The organism is Mesorhizobium sp. M7A.F.Ca.US.002.01.1.1, from assembly GCF_004022955.1.
GTDB lineage: Bacteria > Pseudomonadota > Alphaproteobacteria > Rhizobiales > Rhizobiaceae > Mesorhizobium > Mesorhizobium ciceri.
This window is the reverse complement of sequence record NZ_RZQE01000093.1, coordinates 1-16,383: the sequence shown is the minus strand read 5'-3', so window position 1 is coordinate 16,383 and position 16,383 is coordinate 1. Positions and strand designations below refer to the sequence as shown.

18 protein-coding genes are annotated in these 16,383 nt (G+C 63.8%); 9 read left to right on the top strand and 9 right to left on the bottom strand.

Annotated elements, in window-relative coordinates; translation table 11 throughout:
* On the bottom strand, window positions 1–200 hold a 200-nt coding region (locus EN932_RS12370), incomplete at its 3' end, for a peptide deformylase (protein ID WP_206618928.1).
* Between the two features lie 103 nt (window positions 201–303).
* Between EN932_RS12370 and EN932_RS12365 the strand changes: the two genes are divergently transcribed.
* Entirely contained in the window at window positions 304–1,575 is a 1,272-nt protein-coding gene (locus EN932_RS12365) for a DNA recombination protein RmuC (RefSeq protein ID WP_013528468.1), read from the top strand.
* Between the two features lie 20 nt (window positions 1,576–1,595).
* Here EN932_RS12365 and EN932_RS12360 read toward each other — a convergent pair whose 3' ends face one another.
* The 3 genes from EN932_RS12360 to EN932_RS12350 all read right to left on the bottom strand — a co-directional run bounded on the left by EN932_RS12360 (window position 1,596) and on the right by EN932_RS12350 (window position 3,964).
* The gene (locus EN932_RS12360) at window positions 1,596–2,000 is read right to left on the bottom strand and encodes a GFA family protein (protein WP_013528467.1); all 405 of its coding nucleotides are present in this window, start codon (window positions 1,998–2,000) and stop codon (window positions 1,596–1,598) included.
* A 61-nt stretch (window positions 2,001–2,061) separates the two neighbouring features.
* Entirely contained in the window at window positions 2,062–3,027 is a 966-nt protein-coding gene (locus tag EN932_RS12355; protein ID WP_127384769.1) for a cation diffusion facilitator family transporter, read from the bottom strand.
* 127 nt (window positions 3,028–3,154) lie between these two features.
* Window positions 3,155–3,964 carry a transglutaminase family protein gene (locus EN932_RS12350; protein ID WP_127368434.1) on the bottom strand — a complete coding sequence of 270 codons (810 nt, stop codon included), beginning with the start codon at window positions 3,962–3,964 and terminating at the stop codon, window positions 3,155–3,157.
* A 312-nt stretch (window positions 3,965–4,276) separates the two neighbouring features.
* On the opposite strand from EN932_RS12350, the gene EN932_RS39520 reads away from it, so the two are divergent.
* Both EN932_RS39520 and sugE read left to right on the top strand, forming a co-directional pair.
* Window positions 4,277–4,402 carry a hypothetical protein gene (locus EN932_RS39520; RefSeq protein WP_013528464.1) on the top strand — a complete coding sequence of 42 codons (126 nt, stop codon included), beginning with the start codon at window positions 4,277–4,279 and terminating at the stop codon, window positions 4,400–4,402.
* A 205-nt stretch (window positions 4,403–4,607) separates the two neighbouring features.
* Entirely contained in the window at window positions 4,608–4,922 is a 315-nt protein-coding gene (gene sugE, locus EN932_RS12340; protein ID WP_013528463.1) for a quaternary ammonium compound efflux SMR transporter SugE, read from the top strand.
* Window positions 4,923–5,060: 138 nt separating this feature from the next.
* On the opposite strand, the gene EN932_RS12335 is transcribed toward sugE, so the two are convergent.
* Window positions 5,061–5,489, bottom strand: coding sequence for a DUF6481 family protein (locus EN932_RS12335; RefSeq protein WP_013528462.1), 429 nt, complete (start codon window positions 5,487–5,489; stop codon window positions 5,061–5,063).
* 278 nt (window positions 5,490–5,767) lie between these two features.
* Between EN932_RS12335 and EN932_RS12330 the strand changes: the two genes are divergently transcribed.
* The 3 genes from EN932_RS12330 (at window position 5,768) to EN932_RS12320 (ending at window position 9,187) form a co-directional block, all read left to right on the top strand.
* Window positions 5,768–6,829: an LLM class flavin-dependent oxidoreductase gene (locus EN932_RS12330; protein ID WP_013528461.1), complete on the top strand. Its 1,062-nt coding sequence runs from the start codon at window positions 5,768–5,770 to the stop codon at window positions 6,827–6,829.
* A gap of 118 nt (window positions 6,830–6,947) precedes the next feature.
* The gene (locus EN932_RS12325; protein ID WP_127368430.1) at window positions 6,948–8,117 is read left to right on the top strand and encodes an AI-2E family transporter; all 1,170 of its coding nucleotides are present in this window, start codon (window positions 6,948–6,950) and stop codon (window positions 8,115–8,117) included.
* 68 nt (window positions 8,118–8,185) lie between these two features.
* On the top strand, window positions 8,186–9,187 hold the full coding sequence (locus tag EN932_RS12320) for an LLM class flavin-dependent oxidoreductase (protein ID WP_013528459.1): 1,002 nt from the start codon (window positions 8,186–8,188) through the stop codon (window positions 9,185–9,187).
* A gap of 34 nt (window positions 9,188–9,221) precedes the next feature.
* Here EN932_RS12320 and EN932_RS12315 read toward each other — a convergent pair whose 3' ends face one another.
* Complete coding sequence (locus EN932_RS12315) at window positions 9,222–10,241, bottom strand: LacI family DNA-binding transcriptional regulator (RefSeq protein WP_127368431.1); 1,020 nt, start codon at window positions 10,239–10,241, stop codon at window positions 9,222–9,224.
* Between the two features lie 220 nt (window positions 10,242–10,461).
* Here EN932_RS12315 and EN932_RS12310 point away from each other — a divergent pair, with 220 nt between their 5' ends.
* Genes EN932_RS12310 through EN932_RS12300 form a run of 3 tightly spaced genes read left to right on the top strand, consistent with a single transcriptional unit; the run spans window position 10,462 to window position 14,323 of the window.
* A complete protein-coding gene (locus EN932_RS12310) occupies window positions 10,462–12,045 on the top strand; it encodes a sugar ABC transporter ATP-binding protein (protein ID WP_127368432.1) in 1,584 nt (527 codons plus the stop codon).
* Window positions 12,042–13,358: an ABC transporter permease gene (locus EN932_RS12305; RefSeq protein ID WP_013528456.1), complete on the top strand. Its 1,317-nt coding sequence runs from the start codon at window positions 12,042–12,044 to the stop codon at window positions 13,356–13,358. The genes EN932_RS12310 and EN932_RS12305 overlap by 4 nt, the downstream gene beginning before the upstream one ends.
* The gene (locus EN932_RS12300; protein ID WP_013528455.1) at window positions 13,355–14,323 is read left to right on the top strand and encodes a substrate-binding domain-containing protein; all 969 of its coding nucleotides are present in this window, start codon (window positions 13,355–13,357) and stop codon (window positions 14,321–14,323) included. The genes EN932_RS12305 and EN932_RS12300 overlap by 4 nt, the downstream gene beginning before the upstream one ends.
* A gap of 42 nt (window positions 14,324–14,365) precedes the next feature.
* Here the strand turns inward: EN932_RS12300 and EN932_RS12295 are convergent, their stop codons facing one another.
* Genes EN932_RS12295 through EN932_RS12285 form a run of 3 tightly spaced genes read right to left on the bottom strand, consistent with a single transcriptional unit; the run spans window position 14,366 to window position 16,285 of the window.
* Window positions 14,366–14,827 carry a MarR family transcriptional regulator gene (locus EN932_RS12295; protein ID WP_127368433.1) on the bottom strand — a complete coding sequence of 154 codons (462 nt, stop codon included), beginning with the start codon at window positions 14,825–14,827 and terminating at the stop codon, window positions 14,366–14,368.
* Window positions 14,824–15,408 carry an amino acid synthesis family protein gene (locus EN932_RS12290; protein WP_024502071.1) on the bottom strand — a complete coding sequence of 195 codons (585 nt, stop codon included), beginning with the start codon at window positions 15,406–15,408 and terminating at the stop codon, window positions 14,824–14,826. Before EN932_RS12290 ends, EN932_RS12295 begins: the two co-directional genes overlap by 4 nt.
* Complete coding sequence (locus EN932_RS12285) at window positions 15,401–16,285, bottom strand: thiamine biosynthesis protein ApbE (RefSeq protein ID WP_027161095.1); 885 nt, start codon at window positions 16,283–16,285, stop codon at window positions 15,401–15,403. The genes EN932_RS12290 and EN932_RS12285 overlap by 8 nt, the downstream gene beginning before the upstream one ends.
* Between the last annotated feature and the right edge of the window lie 98 nt (window positions 16,286–16,383).

The following is a 16,383-nucleotide window of genomic DNA, read 5'->3' as shown; positions in this document are numbered from 1 at the left end:
CAGTCCTTGGCGAGATCGATCACCAGCAAGCGCAGCGGCTCGCCGATCTGGATTGCCGCCAGCCCGATGCCCGGCGCATCATACATGGTCGCCAGCATGTCGTCGGCTAATTTGCGCAAAGGCGCGTCGACACGCTCTACGGGCTTGGAAACCTCGCGCAGGATGGGGTCGGGAAGGATGATGAGCGGCTTGATCGGCATGGCGTTCCACCTAAGACCTCCAGCGAAACGCGTCAACCGGTTGGCATCAGGCGCGTTCACGTTTTGATCTGTGCTATCGCGGCGAATCGTCTATGCTGTCCACATGAATGATTTGAGCACCATCCTTTCGGAGCCTGTCGCCCGGCTTGGCGCCACAACGATCACGCTCGGCCATGCGCTGGCCTTCGGCGTTTTGCTGTTTCTGGCCCTGTTCGTGGCGCTGGTCATTGCGTTGTGGCGGTCGGCCAAGGCGCGCGCCGTGGCGGCCGCGGAAGCCGCCGATCATGCCCGCGATGCGGAAGTGCGGATGGCCGGCATTCTGCAAAGCCAGGCCGAAATGCAGGGCCGCATGGGCGCCATTGCGGAAGTGTTCGGCGCACGGCAGGCGGAGCTGACGCAATCGATCGGCCAACGCCTCGACGCCATGACCGGCCGGCTCGGCCAGACCATGACCGAGCAGACCAAATCCACGCATGAGAGCCTGGCCAAATTGCAGGAACGGCTGGCGATCATCGACGTCGCGCAAGGCAACATCCAGTCGCTCGCCGGCCAGGTCGTGCAATTGCAGGCGATCCTCTCGAACAAGCAGACGCGCGGCGCGTTCGGCCAGTCGCGCATGGAGGCGATCGTTGCCGACGGCCTGCCGCACGGCGCCTATGAGTTCCAGGCGACGCTGTCGAACGGCAGCCGGCCCGACTGCCTGGTGAAGATGCCGAATGGCGCGCCGTCGCTGGCCATCGATGCAAAATTTCCGCTGGAGGCCTGGAACGCCATCCGCGCCGCCGATGGCGCCGATCTGCAGAAGGCAGCTTCGCAGGCCTTCCGCCGCGACATCGAGATCCATGTCCGCGATATCTCGGAAAAATACCTGATCCAGGGCGAGACGCAGGACACTGCCTTCATGTTCGTGCCGTCGGAATCGGTGTTCGCCGAGATCCACGAGAATTTCGAGGCGATCGTGCACAAGGCGCACCGTGCGCGCGTCGTCATCGTCTCGCCGTCGCTGCTGATGCTGTCGATCCAGGTCATCCAGGCGATCCTCAAGGATGCCCGCATGCGCGAACAGGCGCACCTGATCCAGGGCGAGGTCATCCGGCTGATGGAGGATGTTGCACGTGTCGATGAGCGGGTGCGCAAGCTGCAGGTGCATTTCGGCCAGTCGGCCAAGGATATCGACGACATACTGGTTTCGACGTCGAAGGTCACCAAGCGCGGCCAGAAGATCGAGGCGCTGGAATTCGGCGCGCAGCCCGACGGCGATGCCGCCGTAGACGCCGCGTCACGGGGGCCCGCCGCCAAGGTCGATACCGGCGCGCGCGTTGCCGATTCGAAAACCGGGCAGCTCAGGCTGAGGGTCGTCGAAGGCGACGATTGAGCCGCGGTGCCGGACCGGTGCTACTGCTCCTCCAACGTGGTCATGCCCTGAAATTCAGGCAGCCAGTGCAGCGCCGAGCGGTGCCATTTCTGCTGTGTCGGGATCAAATCCTGGCGCTGCCGCGCGGTCCCCACGCGAATTCCATAGACCTTCGGACCATCTCCGACAGACGTGGCGTAAAGATGCGAACCGCAGTCGGCGCAAAAGGCCTGGGTGCGCTTGGCGCCGCTCGCCACGATCTTGATGTAGATTTTCGGCGTGCCCTTGGTGATGCGATAGTTGCTTTCCGGCGCCGGAACCGTAAGGCGAAAAGCCGTGCCGGTCAGTTGCTGGCAATCCGTGCAGTGGCAGATCGTGGTCTTTTCCGGATCGACCTCCGCCTCGTAGGTGATGGCGCCACAATGACAGCCGCCGTCTATTCTCATCTTCGTTCCTCCAAAGCCCCTTCAATCTAGCGGCGCAAGGCCGTGAGGCAATGGCACGGTTTTAGTCCAGGGCAGGATCGGATGCGGAATCGATCAGCCTGCGCCGCTGCTCCCAGGTGCCTGACGTCTGCGGCTTGACGAACAGCCGTGTGATCTCCGGCATTTCCTTCTTCAACTGCGCCTCCAGGCGCTCGACGCAAGCTTCGATCTCGGGCGCCGTCAATTGGTCCTCGAACTCGATGCTGAGCCCGGCGACGATCTCTGTCGGCCCCATATGAACGGTCAGGACGCCGTTCGCCCGCTGCACCGCCGGATCCTGCTGGGCGATCGCCAGCACTTTCATCTGCACCTCGGGCGACGCCGGCTCGCCGATCAGCAGGCCCTTGCTTTCGCGGGCCAGGAAGATCGCGGTTGCGCCAAGGATCAGCCCGATGCCGATAGAGGCGGCGCCGTCGAGCTCCGGCATCTCCAGCAGTTCCGCCGCCAATATGCCGGCGAAAGCGACGATCAGGCCGAGAAGTGCCGCACTGTCCTCGAACAGCACGGTGTAGACGCTCGGATCCTTGCTCGACTGCACGGCCTGCAGCCAGCCTTGCCTGCCCTTCTGCCGGCGAAACTCCTTCAGCGCCACCCACCACGAACTGCCTTCGAACAGGAAGGAAAGGCCCAGAACAATATAGTTTACCTTGGCGTTGGCGACCGGCTCCGGCGCCATGATATGGACCGCGCCTTCGTAGAACGACACGCCGGCGCCCAGCGCGAAGACGAGGAGCGCGACGATGAAGCTCCAGAAGTAGAGTTCGCGGCCGTGGCCGAGCGGATGCGTGCGATCGGCCGGGCGAGCGGCGCGGTGCATGCCGTAGAGCAGCAGGCCGCCATTGCCGGTATCGACCAGCGAATGGACGCCCTCCGACAGCATCGCCGAACTGCCGGTAAAGGCGGCGGCGGCGAACTTGGTCAGCGCGATGGCGAGATTGCCGGCGAGCGCCGCGTAGATCACCTTTTTTGAGCCGCCGTGCCCGGCCATGGCATTTGCCCCCGTTCAAGGCGCAGTCTAGCGGCCAGGCCGCTAAAGCTCCACAGGCATCACACCGCGCGAATGTCGGGTCGTCCACGGCAGCGGCCATGAGAGATCGGTCTATGGAAAACGGCGACTACTCGATGATCTCGCTGGTCCACACCTTGAAGCCGGCAAGCGTTCCCGGGCCGAAAATATGGGTCAGCGGCACGTCGGCGGCGTCGCGGCCGGAGGCGATCAGGATGCGGCCGATGCGCGGTGCATTGTTGCGCGGGTCGAAGACATGCCAGCGGCCGCCGAGATAGACTTCCACCCAGGCGCAGAAATCCATGCTTGCCCATGGCTTCGGCATACCGATGTCGCTGATGTAGCCGGTGCAATAGCGCGTTGGGATGTTGAGCGCCCGGCAGAAGGTGACGGCGAGATGCGCGTAGTCGCGGCACACGCCGCTCCGTTCACGATAGGCTTCCGCCGCGGTGCGCGTCGGCCGTGCATTGCCGTAGTTGAAGACGATGTGGCTGTGGACGAAGTCGCAGACCGCCTGCACGCGCGGAATACCCAGCGGCGTGTTGCCGAACAGCCGCCACGCCTCGTCAGCCAGAAGGTCGCTTTCGCAAAAACGGCTGGGCAGCAGGAACAGCAATGTGTCCGCCGGCAGGTCGCGCACCTCGTGCTGCCAGGCCATCAGGTCGCCCATCTCGAAGGTGCCGGGGTCGCGGATCACCGCGTCGGTGCCGAAGGTGAAGCGCCCGGGCGGCGCGACAAGCCGGTTGCACCAATTGCCGAAACTGTCGCGATAGCTTTCGATCGGCACCGGTGGATTGGAGATCAGGAAATCCGGCCGCTCGAGATCGGAGGCCCGCGAATAGTGCACATTCAGCATCGCGATGAGCGGCGTTTCCTGCGGAAAGTCGAAGCTCATCTCGCAGCCGATGTGGATTCGCATTGTCGTCCTGACGGCCTGCCTGACGATCGCCCGGCGAAGCTCGGGTCGATGCTGCAGTGCGAAAATGACCATGGCACGGACCGCCATGGTTTACGAGCAAATTAGAGCAATTCCAGGAAAAGTGTGAAGCGGTTTTCCATCCGGAATTGCGTCAAAACAAAGAGTTAGAGCAATTCACTGTTTCCGCGAAACGGTGAATTGCTCTAGAAACCGGTTGAAAGCGATCCGCTGTCGGCGGCAACAGTCGCTAACCCCTTGCGGTCGGGCGGTTCTCTTGTTTCACTTGGCTTCTCACATCAGGAGGAACGAATCATGGCTAAAGGTGCGATGAAGGCAGGCAAGGAAGCCCGCAAGCCGAAGAAGGACGCCAAGAAGCCCGCTCCGGCTCCGGCGCTGAAGGCGCCGCCGGTCAAGGCGATGAAGCTCAAGGACAAGTAGGTCCGGCGATCCACTTCGCAATAAGATTACGGCCGGCGACACTTGTTGCCGGTCGCTGTTGCTCGAGCGCCCGAAATTCCTATATTGGCGTGGCGGGGACGACCTCGCACTTCCCCAAATCCGGACGGGACGACCCGCCATTGTTTGACTGATCGTCGGACGCCGAAGTCACTTTTCGGTCCGATGCTCTGATGGAGCGTTGTCGATGTCGTGGATTCTTCTCTTTTTCGCTGGCTTGTTCGAGATCGGCTGGGCAATCGGCCTCAAATACACCGATGGCTTCTCGAAGCTGGTGCCGACCGTGCTGACCGTTGCCTCGATGGTCGTCAGCCTCACTCTGCTCGGCCTGGCGCTGAAGGCGCTGCCCGTCGGCACCGCCTATGCGGTGTGGACCGGCATCGGCACCGTCGGTACGGCACTGCTCGGCATCTGGCTGCTCGGCGAACCGGCCACCGCGATCAGGCTGGCCTGCATCGCGCTCATCGTCTGCGGCATCATGGGGCTGAAGTTCGCCGCCTGACGGTAACGCTTAGGTCTCTTGGTTTGCGCATGTCGTCCTCCCAGAGCCGGGACCAGGGCGACATGCATGGGACAAACACGTTCAGGGCCGCTGCGAGGCGACCCTGATTCTCGAAGCAGATTGCTCCGTAGCCGAGAGCTAGCGGGCGGAGAAGCCCGGAGGCGTCCTGCCGGTACGCTGCTTGCGTGCCGCATAACGCGCGTCACGCTTGGCCTTGCGTTCGGCTTCGTCGGCCAGAAGACGGGCGATGCGCTCGTTCTCTTCGGATTCCCGAATCTTGGCCTCGGCCTGTGCAGCTTCCTCGGCGGCGATACGTGCCGCTTCGGCTGCTGCCTCGCGCTCGGCCTTCTCGACCGCTTCGCGTGCCAGCTTCTCCTGCTTCAGCCGGGCCTTTTCGGCCTCGCGGATTTCGCGGGCCGCAAGGATAGCCTTGCGTTCAGCCTGCCGCGCCAGCACTGCGGGATCATCCGCCGCCGGCTTTGCCTTGAAGCGCTCGAGGAGCGCCTTCTTTGCCTCGTTTGCGGCATTGCGCCGCTCGAAAACGTCTTTTTCCCTGTAGATAGCCAAGTCCACTTCCCTGAAGTCAATTCGCGACGCTTACATACGCGCGAAAACCGAGAGTTCAAGCGCCAAAACGGCATGGCAGCCATGAAATTGTCGGCTGTTGCACTCGGGAGACGCCTTTGGAGCAATTCCAGGAAAAGTGTGAAGCGGTTTTCCGTCCGGAATGGCGACGAAGAGATAGAGCCGAAACCGACATGCACTGTTCACCGTCCGCCCCACTGGCGGCGCGGCTGAGGCGTCGCTACGTCTAGCCCGAAAACCCAACACCAGGATGACATCAAATGGAACTCGGTCTCTACACATTCGCCGACGTCAGCCCGCAGCCGGGCCCCGGTGCCATCGGCCCGCATGAGCGGCTGCGCAACCTGATCGAGGAGATCGAGCTGGCCGACCAGGTCGGCCTCGACGTCTTCGGCCTCGGCGAGCATCATCGGCCCGACTATGCCGCCTCCGCACCGGTCGTGGCCCTGGCCGCGGCGGCCGAGCGTTCGAAGCGCATCAAGCTGACCAGCGCGGTCACCGTTCTGTCTTCCGATGACCCGGTGCGCGTTTTCCAGCAATTTGCCACGCTCGATCTTCTGTCGGGCGGCCGCGCCGAGATCATGGCCGGGCGCGGCTCGTTCATCGAATCCTTCCCGCTGTTCGGTTTCAACCTCGAGGATTATGACGAGCTGTTCGCCGAAAAACTCGATCTGCTGCTTGCCATCCGCGACAGCGTGAAGGTCACCTGGTCGGGCAATCTGCGTGCGCCGATCAACGATCGCGGCGTTTATCCCCGGCCCTTCCAGGACAGGCTACCGGTCTGGATCGCGATTGGCGGCACGCCACAGTCTGCCGCCCGCGCTGGCGCGCTCGGCCTGCCGCTGGCGCTCGCCATCATTGGCGGCGAGCCGGCGCGTTTCGCGCCGCTGTTCGATCTCTATCGCGAAGCCGCCAAGCGCGCCGGCAGTGATCCGGCGGGCCTCGCCACCAGCATCAACGTGCACGGCTTCATCGCCGAGACGACCGAGCAGGCGGCGGACGATTTCTACGGCCCGCAGGCGGAAGTGATGAATCGCATCGGCCGCGAGCGCGGCTGGGGTCCGACCTCGCGGGCGCATTTCGACCAGTCGCGCGGCCCCACAGGCGCCCTGTTCGTCGGCAGTCCCGAGCAAGTGGCTGAAAAGATCGTCGCCCAGCACAAGATCTTCGGCAATGACCGCTTCCTGCTGCAGATGGCGATCGGCACCATGCCGCATGCCAAGATCATGAAGGCGATCGAACTCTACGGCACCAGGGTGGCGCCGATCGTTCGCAAGGAAACAGCCAAGCCCGCCACAGCCGTCACGTCGCCGGCAGCCTGACCCGGAGCCGGCGCGAGCGGCCTCAATCCCGAAGCCGGCTCATGGAACCCTCGCCAGTAACTCTGCGTTTCATGGAGGCGATTGCCGTGCGAAGGGGCGCCGGCTTGAGGGGGTGACCATGAAAACCGAACCCACAGCCTGGGGTCAGGACATTTCCGATGAACCGGATTCGCGCGTCGCGGCTCGCGCCGACACGCGTCTGATGCGCTCGTTGCTGATCGGCATCTTTCTGTTCATGGCCATCTACGCGCTCTACTTCGCCCGCGCCTTTTTCATGCCAGTGCTTCTGGCTTTCCTGCTGGCGCTGACGCTGACGCCGATCGTCCGACTGCTGCGCAAGCACGGTATCCCGGAAGTGATCTCGGCAACCCTTCTGGTGCTGTTGTCCCTTTGTGTGTTCGCCACCGCCGGCTATCTGCTCAGTGGCCCGATCATCGATCTTATCAACAACACCTCGTCGATCGGCCAGAAGCTCACCGAACGGTTGGCGCAATTGCGACAGCCGCTCGAGAAGATCATGCAGATTTCGCATCAGATCGAACAGCTGACCGAGACCTCGCAGGAGTCGGGCATTCAGAAGGTGGCGGTAGCGCAGTCCGGCATCCTGTCGGCGGCCGCCAGCAACATCCTGTCGGCGGGAACAGGCCTCACCATCATCTTCGTGCTGTCGCTGTTCCTGCTCGCCTCCGGCACGATGTTTTATGAAAAGATCATCCAGTCCTTCGCCAGCCTCAGCGAAAAGAAACGGGCGCTGCGCGTCGTCTATGACGTCGAACGCGAAATCTCGCACTATCTGCTCACCGTCACGATCATCAATGCCGGCCTCGGCACGGTCATCGCTCTCGGTCTTTGGGCGCTCGGCGTGCCCAATCCGCTGGTCTGGGGCGTCGCTGCCGCCCTGCTCAACTTCCTGCCCTATGTCGGAGCACTGATCACCATCGTGCTTGTCACGGTCATGGCGTTGATCAGCTTCGATACCATCTTCTACGCGCTTCTGGCGCCGGCCTTCGTGATCTTGTGCGACATCGTCGAAGGCCAGTTCGTGACGCCGATGGTGGTCGGCAGGCGCCTCGAGATCAACGCCGTGGCGATCTTCATCGCCATCGCCTTCTGGTCATGGCTGTGGGGTTTCGTCGGCGCCCTGATGGCGGTGCCGCTGCTGGTCGTCATCAAGGTGTTCTGCGATCATTTCGATGGGCTCAGCCATGTCGGCAATTTTCTCGCCGCGCAGCACGCGGTTGTCGTCGAGGAGGACGACATCGCCGACCCCGAAGCTGTCAAAGGCTGATCAATATTTTTGAATTTGCGGCGCCGCCGGATGCTTCCTACATGCGGTCCTGACACAGGATCCCACCCATGACCGACCTTTCCGTTCTCGACCTGTCGCCGATCGTCGAAGGCAGCGATGCCTCGCAGTCGCTGGCCAATTCGCTCGATCTTGCTCGCCATGCCGAGCGCCTGGGCTACAAGCGTTTCTGGCTGGCCGAGCATCACAACATGCCGGGTATTGCCAGTGCCGCCACAGCCGTCGTCATTGCCCATGTCGCCGGCGGCACCAAGACCATTCGTGTCGGCGCCGGCGGCATCATGCTGCCCAACCATTCGCCGCTGGTGATTGCCGAGCAGTTCGGCACGCTGGCCGCATTGCATCCGGGCCGCATCGATCTCGGCATCGGCCGGGCGCCCGGCACCGACATGGGTACCGCCCGCGCCTTGCGCCGCAATCTCGAGGCCGGGGTCGACAATTTCCCGCAGGATGTCGTCGAGTTGATGGGCTATTTCCAGCCGGCCGAGGAAGGCCAGCGCATCCGTGCCGTGCCCGGCGAAGGCCAGGGCGTGCCGGTCTGGATCCTCGGCTCCAGCCTCTACGGCGCGCAGCTTGCCGCCATGCTCGGCCTGCCCTATGCCTTCGCCTCGCATTTCGCGCCGGCGGATCTGGATCACGCGCTGGATGTCTACCGCTCGCGCTTCCAGCCCTCCGAGCAGCTCGACAAACCGCATGTCATGCTTGGCCTCAACGTCTTTGCCGCGCCCACCGATGCCGAGGCTCGTTTGCTGTTCACCTCGCTGCAACAGGCTTTCGTCAATCTGCGCACCGGCCGTGCCGGCCGGCTGCCGCCACCTGTCGAGAACTATGACCGCGATCTCGATCCGATGGCAAAGACCATGCTCGGCCAGGCATTGTCCTGCGCCGTCGTCGGCTCCCCGGAAACGGTGCGGCAAGGCATCGATGCCTTCGTGCGCCGCACCGGTGCCGACGAGCTGATGGTCACCGCGCAGATTTTTGATCATGCGGCGCGGGTACGGTCGTTCGAGATCCTGGCCGAGGCGCACAAATCGCTGTCGCAGGCGGCCTGACAAGTCCTGACAGGAATATACGCTGGGCGAAAGACTACGCGCTCACGCTCTGCGCAATCGCCCCGAGCGGGCGACAGGAATTGCGGATCATCAGCCGACCCTTGAGCAAAAGCTTGCGCGGCGGCGCGTCCCTGTTGCCGGCGAGACGGTCGAGAAGCAGATTGGCCGCTTGTTCGCCGATCGCCTGCACCGGCTGCGCGACGGTGGTCAGCTGCGGCTGAAACACGTCGGACCATGGAAAGTCGTCGAAGCAGGCAACCGAAATGTCTTCCGGGCAGGACAGGCCGATGTCGCGGATCGCCTTCATGGTGCCGATCACCATCGGGTTGTTGGCCGAGAAGATCGCGCTTGGCCGATCGTGCGAGGACAGCATCTGCATGGTCGCGTTGTAGCCGTCGATCTCATGAAAATTGCCGAAGCGGATCAGCTCCTCCGCGATCGGCAGGCCGGCGGCGTGAAGCGCCTCGCGATATCCCGCCATGCGGTCATGCATCGGCGAAATGTCCGACGTGCCGGTGATGTAACCGATGCGCCGGTGGCCGAGATTGATCAGATAGGTGATGGCGTCGAACACCGCGCGCTGGTTGTCCAGCACCACGGCATCGGTGTCGACGCCTTTGCAGATACGATCGAGCAGCACCACCGGCATGTTGGCGTCGTCGACGATCCGCTTGAGGATCGCGCCGTCGCCGACGCGCGCCACGATCAGCCCGTCGACCATGCGATCGAGCAGCAGCTTGATCTGATCGTCCTGGGTGTTCAAATCCTCGTCCGTGCAGCACAGCATGACGGCATAGCCGGCCCGGTCGAAGGCCTGCTGGATGACCGAGACGACATCGGTGAAGAATGGGTTGGTGATGTGCGGCACGGTCAGTCCGATCGTGCGGGTCGTGCCCATCTTCAGGCTGCGGGCGATCGCGTTGCGCTTGTAGCCGATATCGCGGATCGCCTGTTCGATGCGCTGGCTAAGCTCCGGACTGACCGTCGCCGTGCCGTTGATCAGCGCCGAAACGGTGGCGACAGAAACACGCGCCGCTTCAGCCACATGAAGCATGGTGGGCGCGGTGGATTTCCGGTGTTTTTTTTGCCCTGATGCTGTCATTTTCGAAACGTTTCGCCACCCTTGCCGGCCAATACGTACGGAATCCTGTCCTTTTTAGCAAGAATCGAAATGCAGTAAACATGCGGCACCTCATATCAGCTTGACATGATCGAAACGTTTAGATTAGCGTTTGCGGGAAGTTGACGAGGACGGAAGGGAGGCCGCCATTGTCATGCGAGAGAGCAGTTCCCTTTCCCCGCAGCACGGCGCTGCCGATCGGTCGGACACCGTTCTGAGCGCCGAGCATATTTCCAAGAGCTTCGGCGGCATCGCCGCCCTGGTCGATGTCGGCTTCGAGCTGCGGCGCGGCGAGGTTCATGCCTTGATGGGCGAGAACGGCGCCGGCAAGTCGACGCTGATGAAGATCCTCTCCGGCGTCTACACCGGCTATGAAGGCACGGTCAGCGTCGATGGCCACCCTGTCAATTTTGCTGGCGTACGCGACGCCGAGGATGCCGGCATTGCCATCATTCATCAGGAGCTCAACCTGGTGCCCGAACTCAGCGTCGCCGACAACATCTTCCTTGGCCGCGAGAAGCTGATCGCCGGGCTGATTGTCGACCGCAAGGCAAGCAGCCGCGCGGCGGGCGCTTTGTTGCAGCGGCTCGGCATCGAGCTCGATCCGCAAGCCCGCGTCGGTACCCTGCGTGTCGGCGAGCAGCAGCTGGTCGAGATCGCCAAGGCGCTGTCGATGTCGGCACGCATCCTGATCATGGACGAGCCGACCTCGGCGCTGTCGCCGGCCGAATGCCAGCGGCTGTTCCGCATCATCCGCCAGCTTGCCGAGAGCGGTGTCGCCATCGTCTACATCTCGCACCGCATCGACGAGGTCATGCATCTGGCCAGCCGCGTCACCGTGTTTCGCGACGGGCGCCATGTACTGACCGAGCCGATGGCCAGGCTGGACGAAGATGCGATCATTTCGGCGATGGTCGGACGCAACCTGCTCGCTTCCTCCCAGGAAGAGCGCCACTCCGGCGGCAACATTGTGCTTTCGGTCGAAAACCTGTCGCTGTCGAAGCCCGATGCGCATGGCTGGCGCACGGTGATCGACGGCGTTGGCTTCGATCTTGCCGCCGGAGAGATCCTCGGCATTGGCGGGCTGCTGGGTTCGGGCCGAACCGAGATCCTGGAGGCGATCTTCGGCTCGAGCGATGGCCGCACCGGTGGCGAAATCCAGGTCGACGGCCGGCCTGTGGATATCCGTTCGCCCCGCGACGCAAGGCGGCTGGGCATTGCACTGGTCACCGAGGACCGCAAGACGCAAGGCCTGCATCTGCAGGCTTCGATCGCAGACAATGTCGCGCTGCCGCTGGTCGGGTCGCTGGCCCGCTTCGGCATCCGCTCGCTGGCCTCCGAGCAGGGGCTGGCGCGGCAGGCGGTCAAGGCGCTCGGCATCCGCTGCCGGGACATCGACCAGCCTGCCGGCACGCTGTCCGGCGGCAACCAGCAGAAGGTCGTCATCGGCAAGTGGCTGGCGACCAGGCCAAGGGTGCTGTTGCTGGACGAGCCGACGCGCGGCATCGATGTCGGCGCCAAACGCGAGATCTACGACCTGATCTTCAAGCTGGCGCGCGATGGACTGGCCATCGCCGTCATCAGCTCCGAACTGCCGGAGCTTTTGCATCTCTCCGACCGCATCCTGGTGATGGCCGATGGCCGCCAGACAGGCATTCTTTCCCGCGATGCGGCCAGCGAGGAGGCCATCATGCGTCTCGCCGCCCCGCGCAGGACCATATCGAGACCAGCCGCATGACTGCCCTGAAACTCCTGTCCCGTACCAAGCTCTATTGGGGCCTGATCGCCATCTTCCTGATCGGCGTGCTGGGCTCGCCGATGAGTTCCAAGGGCAACAACATCTTCCTCTCCTACGGCAACCTGCTCGACGTGCTGCGCCAGGTCTCGACCACCGGGCTGATCGCCACCGGCATGACGGCTGTCATCATCACCGGCGGCATCGATCTCTCCGTCGGCTCGCTGATGGCCATCTGCTCGGTGGTCTGTGCCATGCTGCTGACGGTCCCAGGCGTGACGCCGGGCGTCGTGCTGGGCGTGCCGACCGTCGCGCTGGTGGCGCTTTGCCTCGGTTTCGTCGTCACCCGCTTCATCTTCCAGAACCTGGCAAAGTCCCGTGCCGGCGCCGATCTCGTCCGCGAGATCAGGCTGGACGGGATTCGCGGCCTGATCACGCCCGCCGTCGTCGGCGTGGTCTTGTGCTGCCTGTCGCTGTGGTTTCTGCTGCCGCAGATCGAGCCGAAATTCGGCGTGCTCGGCGTGCTGCTGGTGGCGCCGTGCGTTGGTTTGCTGTTCGGCGCGCTCAACGGCTTCATCATCGTTGCCGGACGGCTGCAGCCCTTCATCGTCACCCTGGCTATGATGGTGACGGCGCTCGGCATCGCACGGCTGACCGCCGGCCAGAACAATGCGGTGCTGCCGGTCTATACCGGCTCCAACGCCACCGCCGATTTCGAGATCCTGCGCTCGCTGGTGTTCGGCATCATCCCGATGCCGGGCCTGTTCTTCCTCGGCGCCATCGTGATCTACGGCGCGGTGCTGCGCTTCACGCCGTTCGGCCGCTATGTCTATGCCATCGGCGGCAACGAGGAGGCGGCGCGCCTCTCCGGCATCGCCGCCGGCCGCGTCAAGATCGCCACCTATGCCGTCTCCGGGCTGCTCGCCGGCATTGCCGCCGTGCTCTATGTCGCGCAGTACCGGCAAGGCAAGCCGGATGCCGGCGCCGGGCTGGAGCTCGACGCCATTGCCGCTGTGGTCATAGGCGGCACCAGCCTGATGGGCGGGCGCGGCAGCCTCATCGGCACGTTCTGCGGCGTGCTGATCTTCGGTCTGCTCTCCAACATCCTGCAGCTCCACAACATCAATTCGAACCTTCAGCTGGTGCTGAAGGGGATGATCATCATCGGCACCGTGCTCGTGCAGGAGCGCAATGCCGGTGATCTCCTGGCCTATCTGCGCCTGCCCGGCGGGCAATCGGCGCACAAGGAAACGGCCGCGGCAAAGCGGCCGTCGCAAGAGACACCGTCTCTCAATCTCGGAGGAAACAAAAAATGAAACGACGTGACATGCTGAAGCTTGCCGCCGTGACCGCGGCACTGCTGACCACCACCGCGCTGCTGACCACCGGCAATGCCTATGCCCAGGACAAGAAGTGGAAGATCGGCTTCTCGCAGGTGACGACCATCGAGCCCTGGCGCGCGCAGTTCAACAAGGACATCCTGGCCGAAGCCGCCAAGCACCCCGAGGTCGAGCTGATCATCACCGACGGCGAGGACAAGACCGAAAAGCAGGTCGCCGATGTCGAGAACCTGATCCGCCAGGAGGTCGATGCGCTGTTGGTGTCACCGAAGGAATCGGCCGGCCTGACCGGCGTCGTGCAGCAGGCGATCGACGCCAAGATCCCGGTCTTCGTGCTCGACCGCAATGTCGACACCAAGGACTACACGCAGTTCGTCGGCGGCGACAACGCGCTGATCGGCCGCGCGGCCGGCGAATATGCCGTCGAACTGCTGGGCGGCAAGGGCAAGGCTGCAGGCAACGTCGTCGAGATCTGGGGCGGCATGGGCACCCAGCCGGCGCATGACCGCCATGACGGCTTTCACGAATTCACCGACAAGGAGCCGGGCATCAAATATCTGCTCGACCAGCAATCGGGCGACTGGAAGCAGGACCAGGCCTACAATCTGATGGCCAACGCGCTGAAGAGCAACGAGAAGATCGATCTCGTCTACGGCCACAACGACCCGATGGCCTATGGCGCCTATCTCGCCGCCAAGGATGTTGGCCGCGAGAAGGACATCAAGTTCATTGGTATCGACGGCCTGCCCAATGAAGGCGTGCAGATGGTGAACAAGGGCGAGCTGACGGCGACCTTCACCTATGTCACTCCCGGTGCCGAAGGCCTGCGCCAGGCGATCAAGTTCCTCAACGGCGAGAAAGTCGAAAAGACCATTACCCTACCAACCGAGAAGATCACCAAGGAAAACGCCGCCCAGGTGCTGAAGGACAACGGCCTCTGAGGCAAACTTCCTGCCGGGTGCCTCCTTTGGCGCCCGGCGGGTCTAAGCCAGCTTCACCAGCAGCTTCATGAAGGTGGCGATCTCCTTGGCCGAGAGCGGCGCCAGCGTCTCCTTTGTGATCTCGCGCGCCGGCGGGATCAGGCGCTCGATGGCATCGCGGCCTGCCGCGGTCAGATTGACCAGCAGCCGTCTTTTGTCGACCTCGTGCCTGGAAAGCTCGACCAGGCCGCGCGCCTTCAGCCGGTCGATGACGCCCTTCACCGTCGCCGCATCCATAGCGATCAGCGTGCCGAGCTGGTTCTGCGAGGTCTCGCCGACGTCACGCAGCTTGGCCAACGCCGCGAATTGCGGCGGCGTCAGATCGCCGATATGCGCGGCAAAGATCGCGACATGGCGCTGATGCGCCTTGCGCAGGATGAAGCCGACCTGCTCCTGCAGCAGGTAACCCTGGTCGTCCGGCGCCTCGACCTCGACCAGCTTGAGCAGATTGTCCTCGCCGCTCACCGCAGCCCATCCCAGGCTTTGATGTCATCGGCCGCGAGACCACCCATGCGATCGTGGATGCGCGGGCCACAAGTCATGGCGAGGCAGAACAGGATCTCGTCGGGGCGCGGACCATCGGACATGCCGACTTCCATGGCGTCGAAATGGCTGCGCACATAGGCGGCGTTGATGTGGCCGAGCGGCACGTCGAGCTTCGAACCGAAAGCGCCGACCTTCTTGGCCGACGGCACGATCGCCTTGGCGTCGCCGAGCCGCTCGCGCATGGCGTAGCCGCCGGGCACATGCCAGAGCGCGCCGTGTTCCAGCTCACCTGCGGTGCCGACAATGGCGCCTTTGCCGTAGCCGTCGATCTGCTTGACGTCGCCGCCGAGCGCCGCGATCAGCCGGTCGGCGAGCAGCAGGCCGAGCGGCTTGAGATCGTCCATGGCGCTCTGCAGCTCCTCGACATAGCGCCCGGCGAACGGGTTCTTTACCAGCGCCATGGCGGCGGCACGGCGGCGCGGCACCTTGGCCACCGGCCCGCCCTCGTGAAAGATCTCTTCGGTCAGAACCGCGATCTTGCGGATCGGAAACTCAGGCATGGGCAACTTCCTCCCTCGAAGTTTCGTTGGGCGCGGCCAGCGCAACCGAGCCACTGATGCGGATCTCGCCGCCGAGAAACAGCGCCGACCCGGCAATAAGCCCCCGCCGGCGAAAATCTTCGGCGACGGCAAGGCCATTGTCCAGCGCGCGCGCCACTTCGCCAAGGGCAAGCGTGCCGACGCCTTGCGTCACCAGCCGCGAGCCGAGATCGCTGTCGGGCGACAGTTCGTGTGCGGAAATGCGCTTGATGGCGGGATTGCCGGGCAGGTCCACCGCGTTGGCGATGAGCGTCGCCGCCGCATCGGCTTCGGCGCCGGTCCGCGCCAGCACGGTGACGGCGTCGGCAATGCCAAGCGAGAAGGAGCGGCCACGCCAACCGCTGGTGGCGACGCCGCGAACGCCATCTTCCGCGCGGATCGTGATCCGGTCGGCCATGCCGTTGCCGGTACCGGCTACCGCCAGACCCATCGACTGGCCCTTGCCGATATGGAGCGCGCAGTCGCCGCCATTGTTGACATAGGCGCGCTCGATCTTGCGACCGGCAAGCAATGCGGCGAGCATTTCGTCGGCTACCGATCCCGCGACGGCCGCCATCGGAGTTATAAAGCATTCCGCCAGGGGCATGACGGCTGCCTCCATGCGGCGCGCCGTCGGGCCGGCGAAGGTGCGCGGCGCCAGGAAAAACGCCGGCAGCCGCAATTCGGGGAGTTCCTCGACCAGCTCCACCAGGATCGTCTGGAACCGCGCTATGGCCTGTTCATAGGCTCGGCGGCATTCATCCGCCTCACCAAAAACCTCGACGATCAGGTCGATCGGCCCGTGGTTGAGATGCAGCCGCTTGCCGTCCTGCAGCCAATGGGCTTGCGGGCCTTGCATCACCCGGCCCCGTTCGAGCCGGCACGACGTAGCTGCGCGAGTGGCGGCCATGGATTGTTGGCTTCGGCGCCTGTGCCGCGGCGCGGATTCAGGTACTC

Bases quoted from the DNA above. Each gene is read 5' to 3' on its own strand.
- EN932_RS12365 (WP_013528468.1), top strand. From the start codon at position 304: ATGAATGATTTGAGCACCATCCTTTCGGAGCCTGTCGCCCGGCTTGGC.
- EN932_RS12360 (WP_013528467.1), bottom strand. From the start codon at position 2,000: ATGAGAATAGACGGCGGCTGTCATTGTGGCGCCATCACCTACGAGGCG.
- EN932_RS12355 (WP_127384769.1), bottom strand. From the start codon at position 3,027: ATGGCCGGGCACGGCGGCTCAAAAAAGGTGATCTACGCGGCGCTCGCC.
- EN932_RS12350 (WP_127368434.1), bottom strand. From the start codon at position 3,964: ATGCGAATCCACATCGGCTGCGAGATGAGCTTCGACTTTCCGCAGGAA.
- EN932_RS39520 (WP_013528464.1), top strand. From the start codon at position 4,277: ATGGCTAAAGGTGCGATGAAGGCAGGCAAGGAAGCCCGCAAGCCGAAG.
- sugE (WP_013528463.1), top strand. From the start codon at position 4,608: ATGTCGTGGATTCTTCTCTTTTTCGCTGGCTTGTTCGAGATCGGCTGG.
- EN932_RS12330 (WP_013528461.1), top strand. From the start codon at position 5,768: ATGGAACTCGGTCTCTACACATTCGCCGACGTCAGCCCGCAGCCGGGC.
- EN932_RS12325 (WP_127368430.1), top strand. From the start codon at position 6,948: ATGAAAACCGAACCCACAGCCTGGGGTCAGGACATTTCCGATGAACCG.
- EN932_RS12320 (WP_013528459.1), top strand. From the start codon at position 8,186: ATGACCGACCTTTCCGTTCTCGACCTGTCGCCGATCGTCGAAGGCAGC.
- EN932_RS12315 (WP_127368431.1), bottom strand. From the start codon at position 10,241: ATGCTTCATGTGGCTGAAGCGGCGCGTGTTTCTGTCGCCACCGTTTCG.
- EN932_RS12310 (WP_127368432.1), top strand. From the start codon at position 10,462: ATGCGAGAGAGCAGTTCCCTTTCCCCGCAGCACGGCGCTGCCGATCGG.
- EN932_RS12305 (WP_013528456.1), top strand. From the start codon at position 12,042: ATGACTGCCCTGAAACTCCTGTCCCGTACCAAGCTCTATTGGGGCCTG.
- EN932_RS12300 (WP_013528455.1), top strand. From the start codon at position 13,355: ATGAAACGACGTGACATGCTGAAGCTTGCCGCCGTGACCGCGGCACTG.
- EN932_RS12290 (WP_024502071.1), bottom strand. From the start codon at position 15,408: ATGCCTGAGTTTCCGATCCGCAAGATCGCGGTTCTGACCGAAGAGATC.
- EN932_RS12285 (WP_027161095.1), bottom strand. From the start codon at position 16,285: ATGCAAGGCCCGCAAGCCCATTGGCTGCAGGACGGCAAGCGGCTGCAT.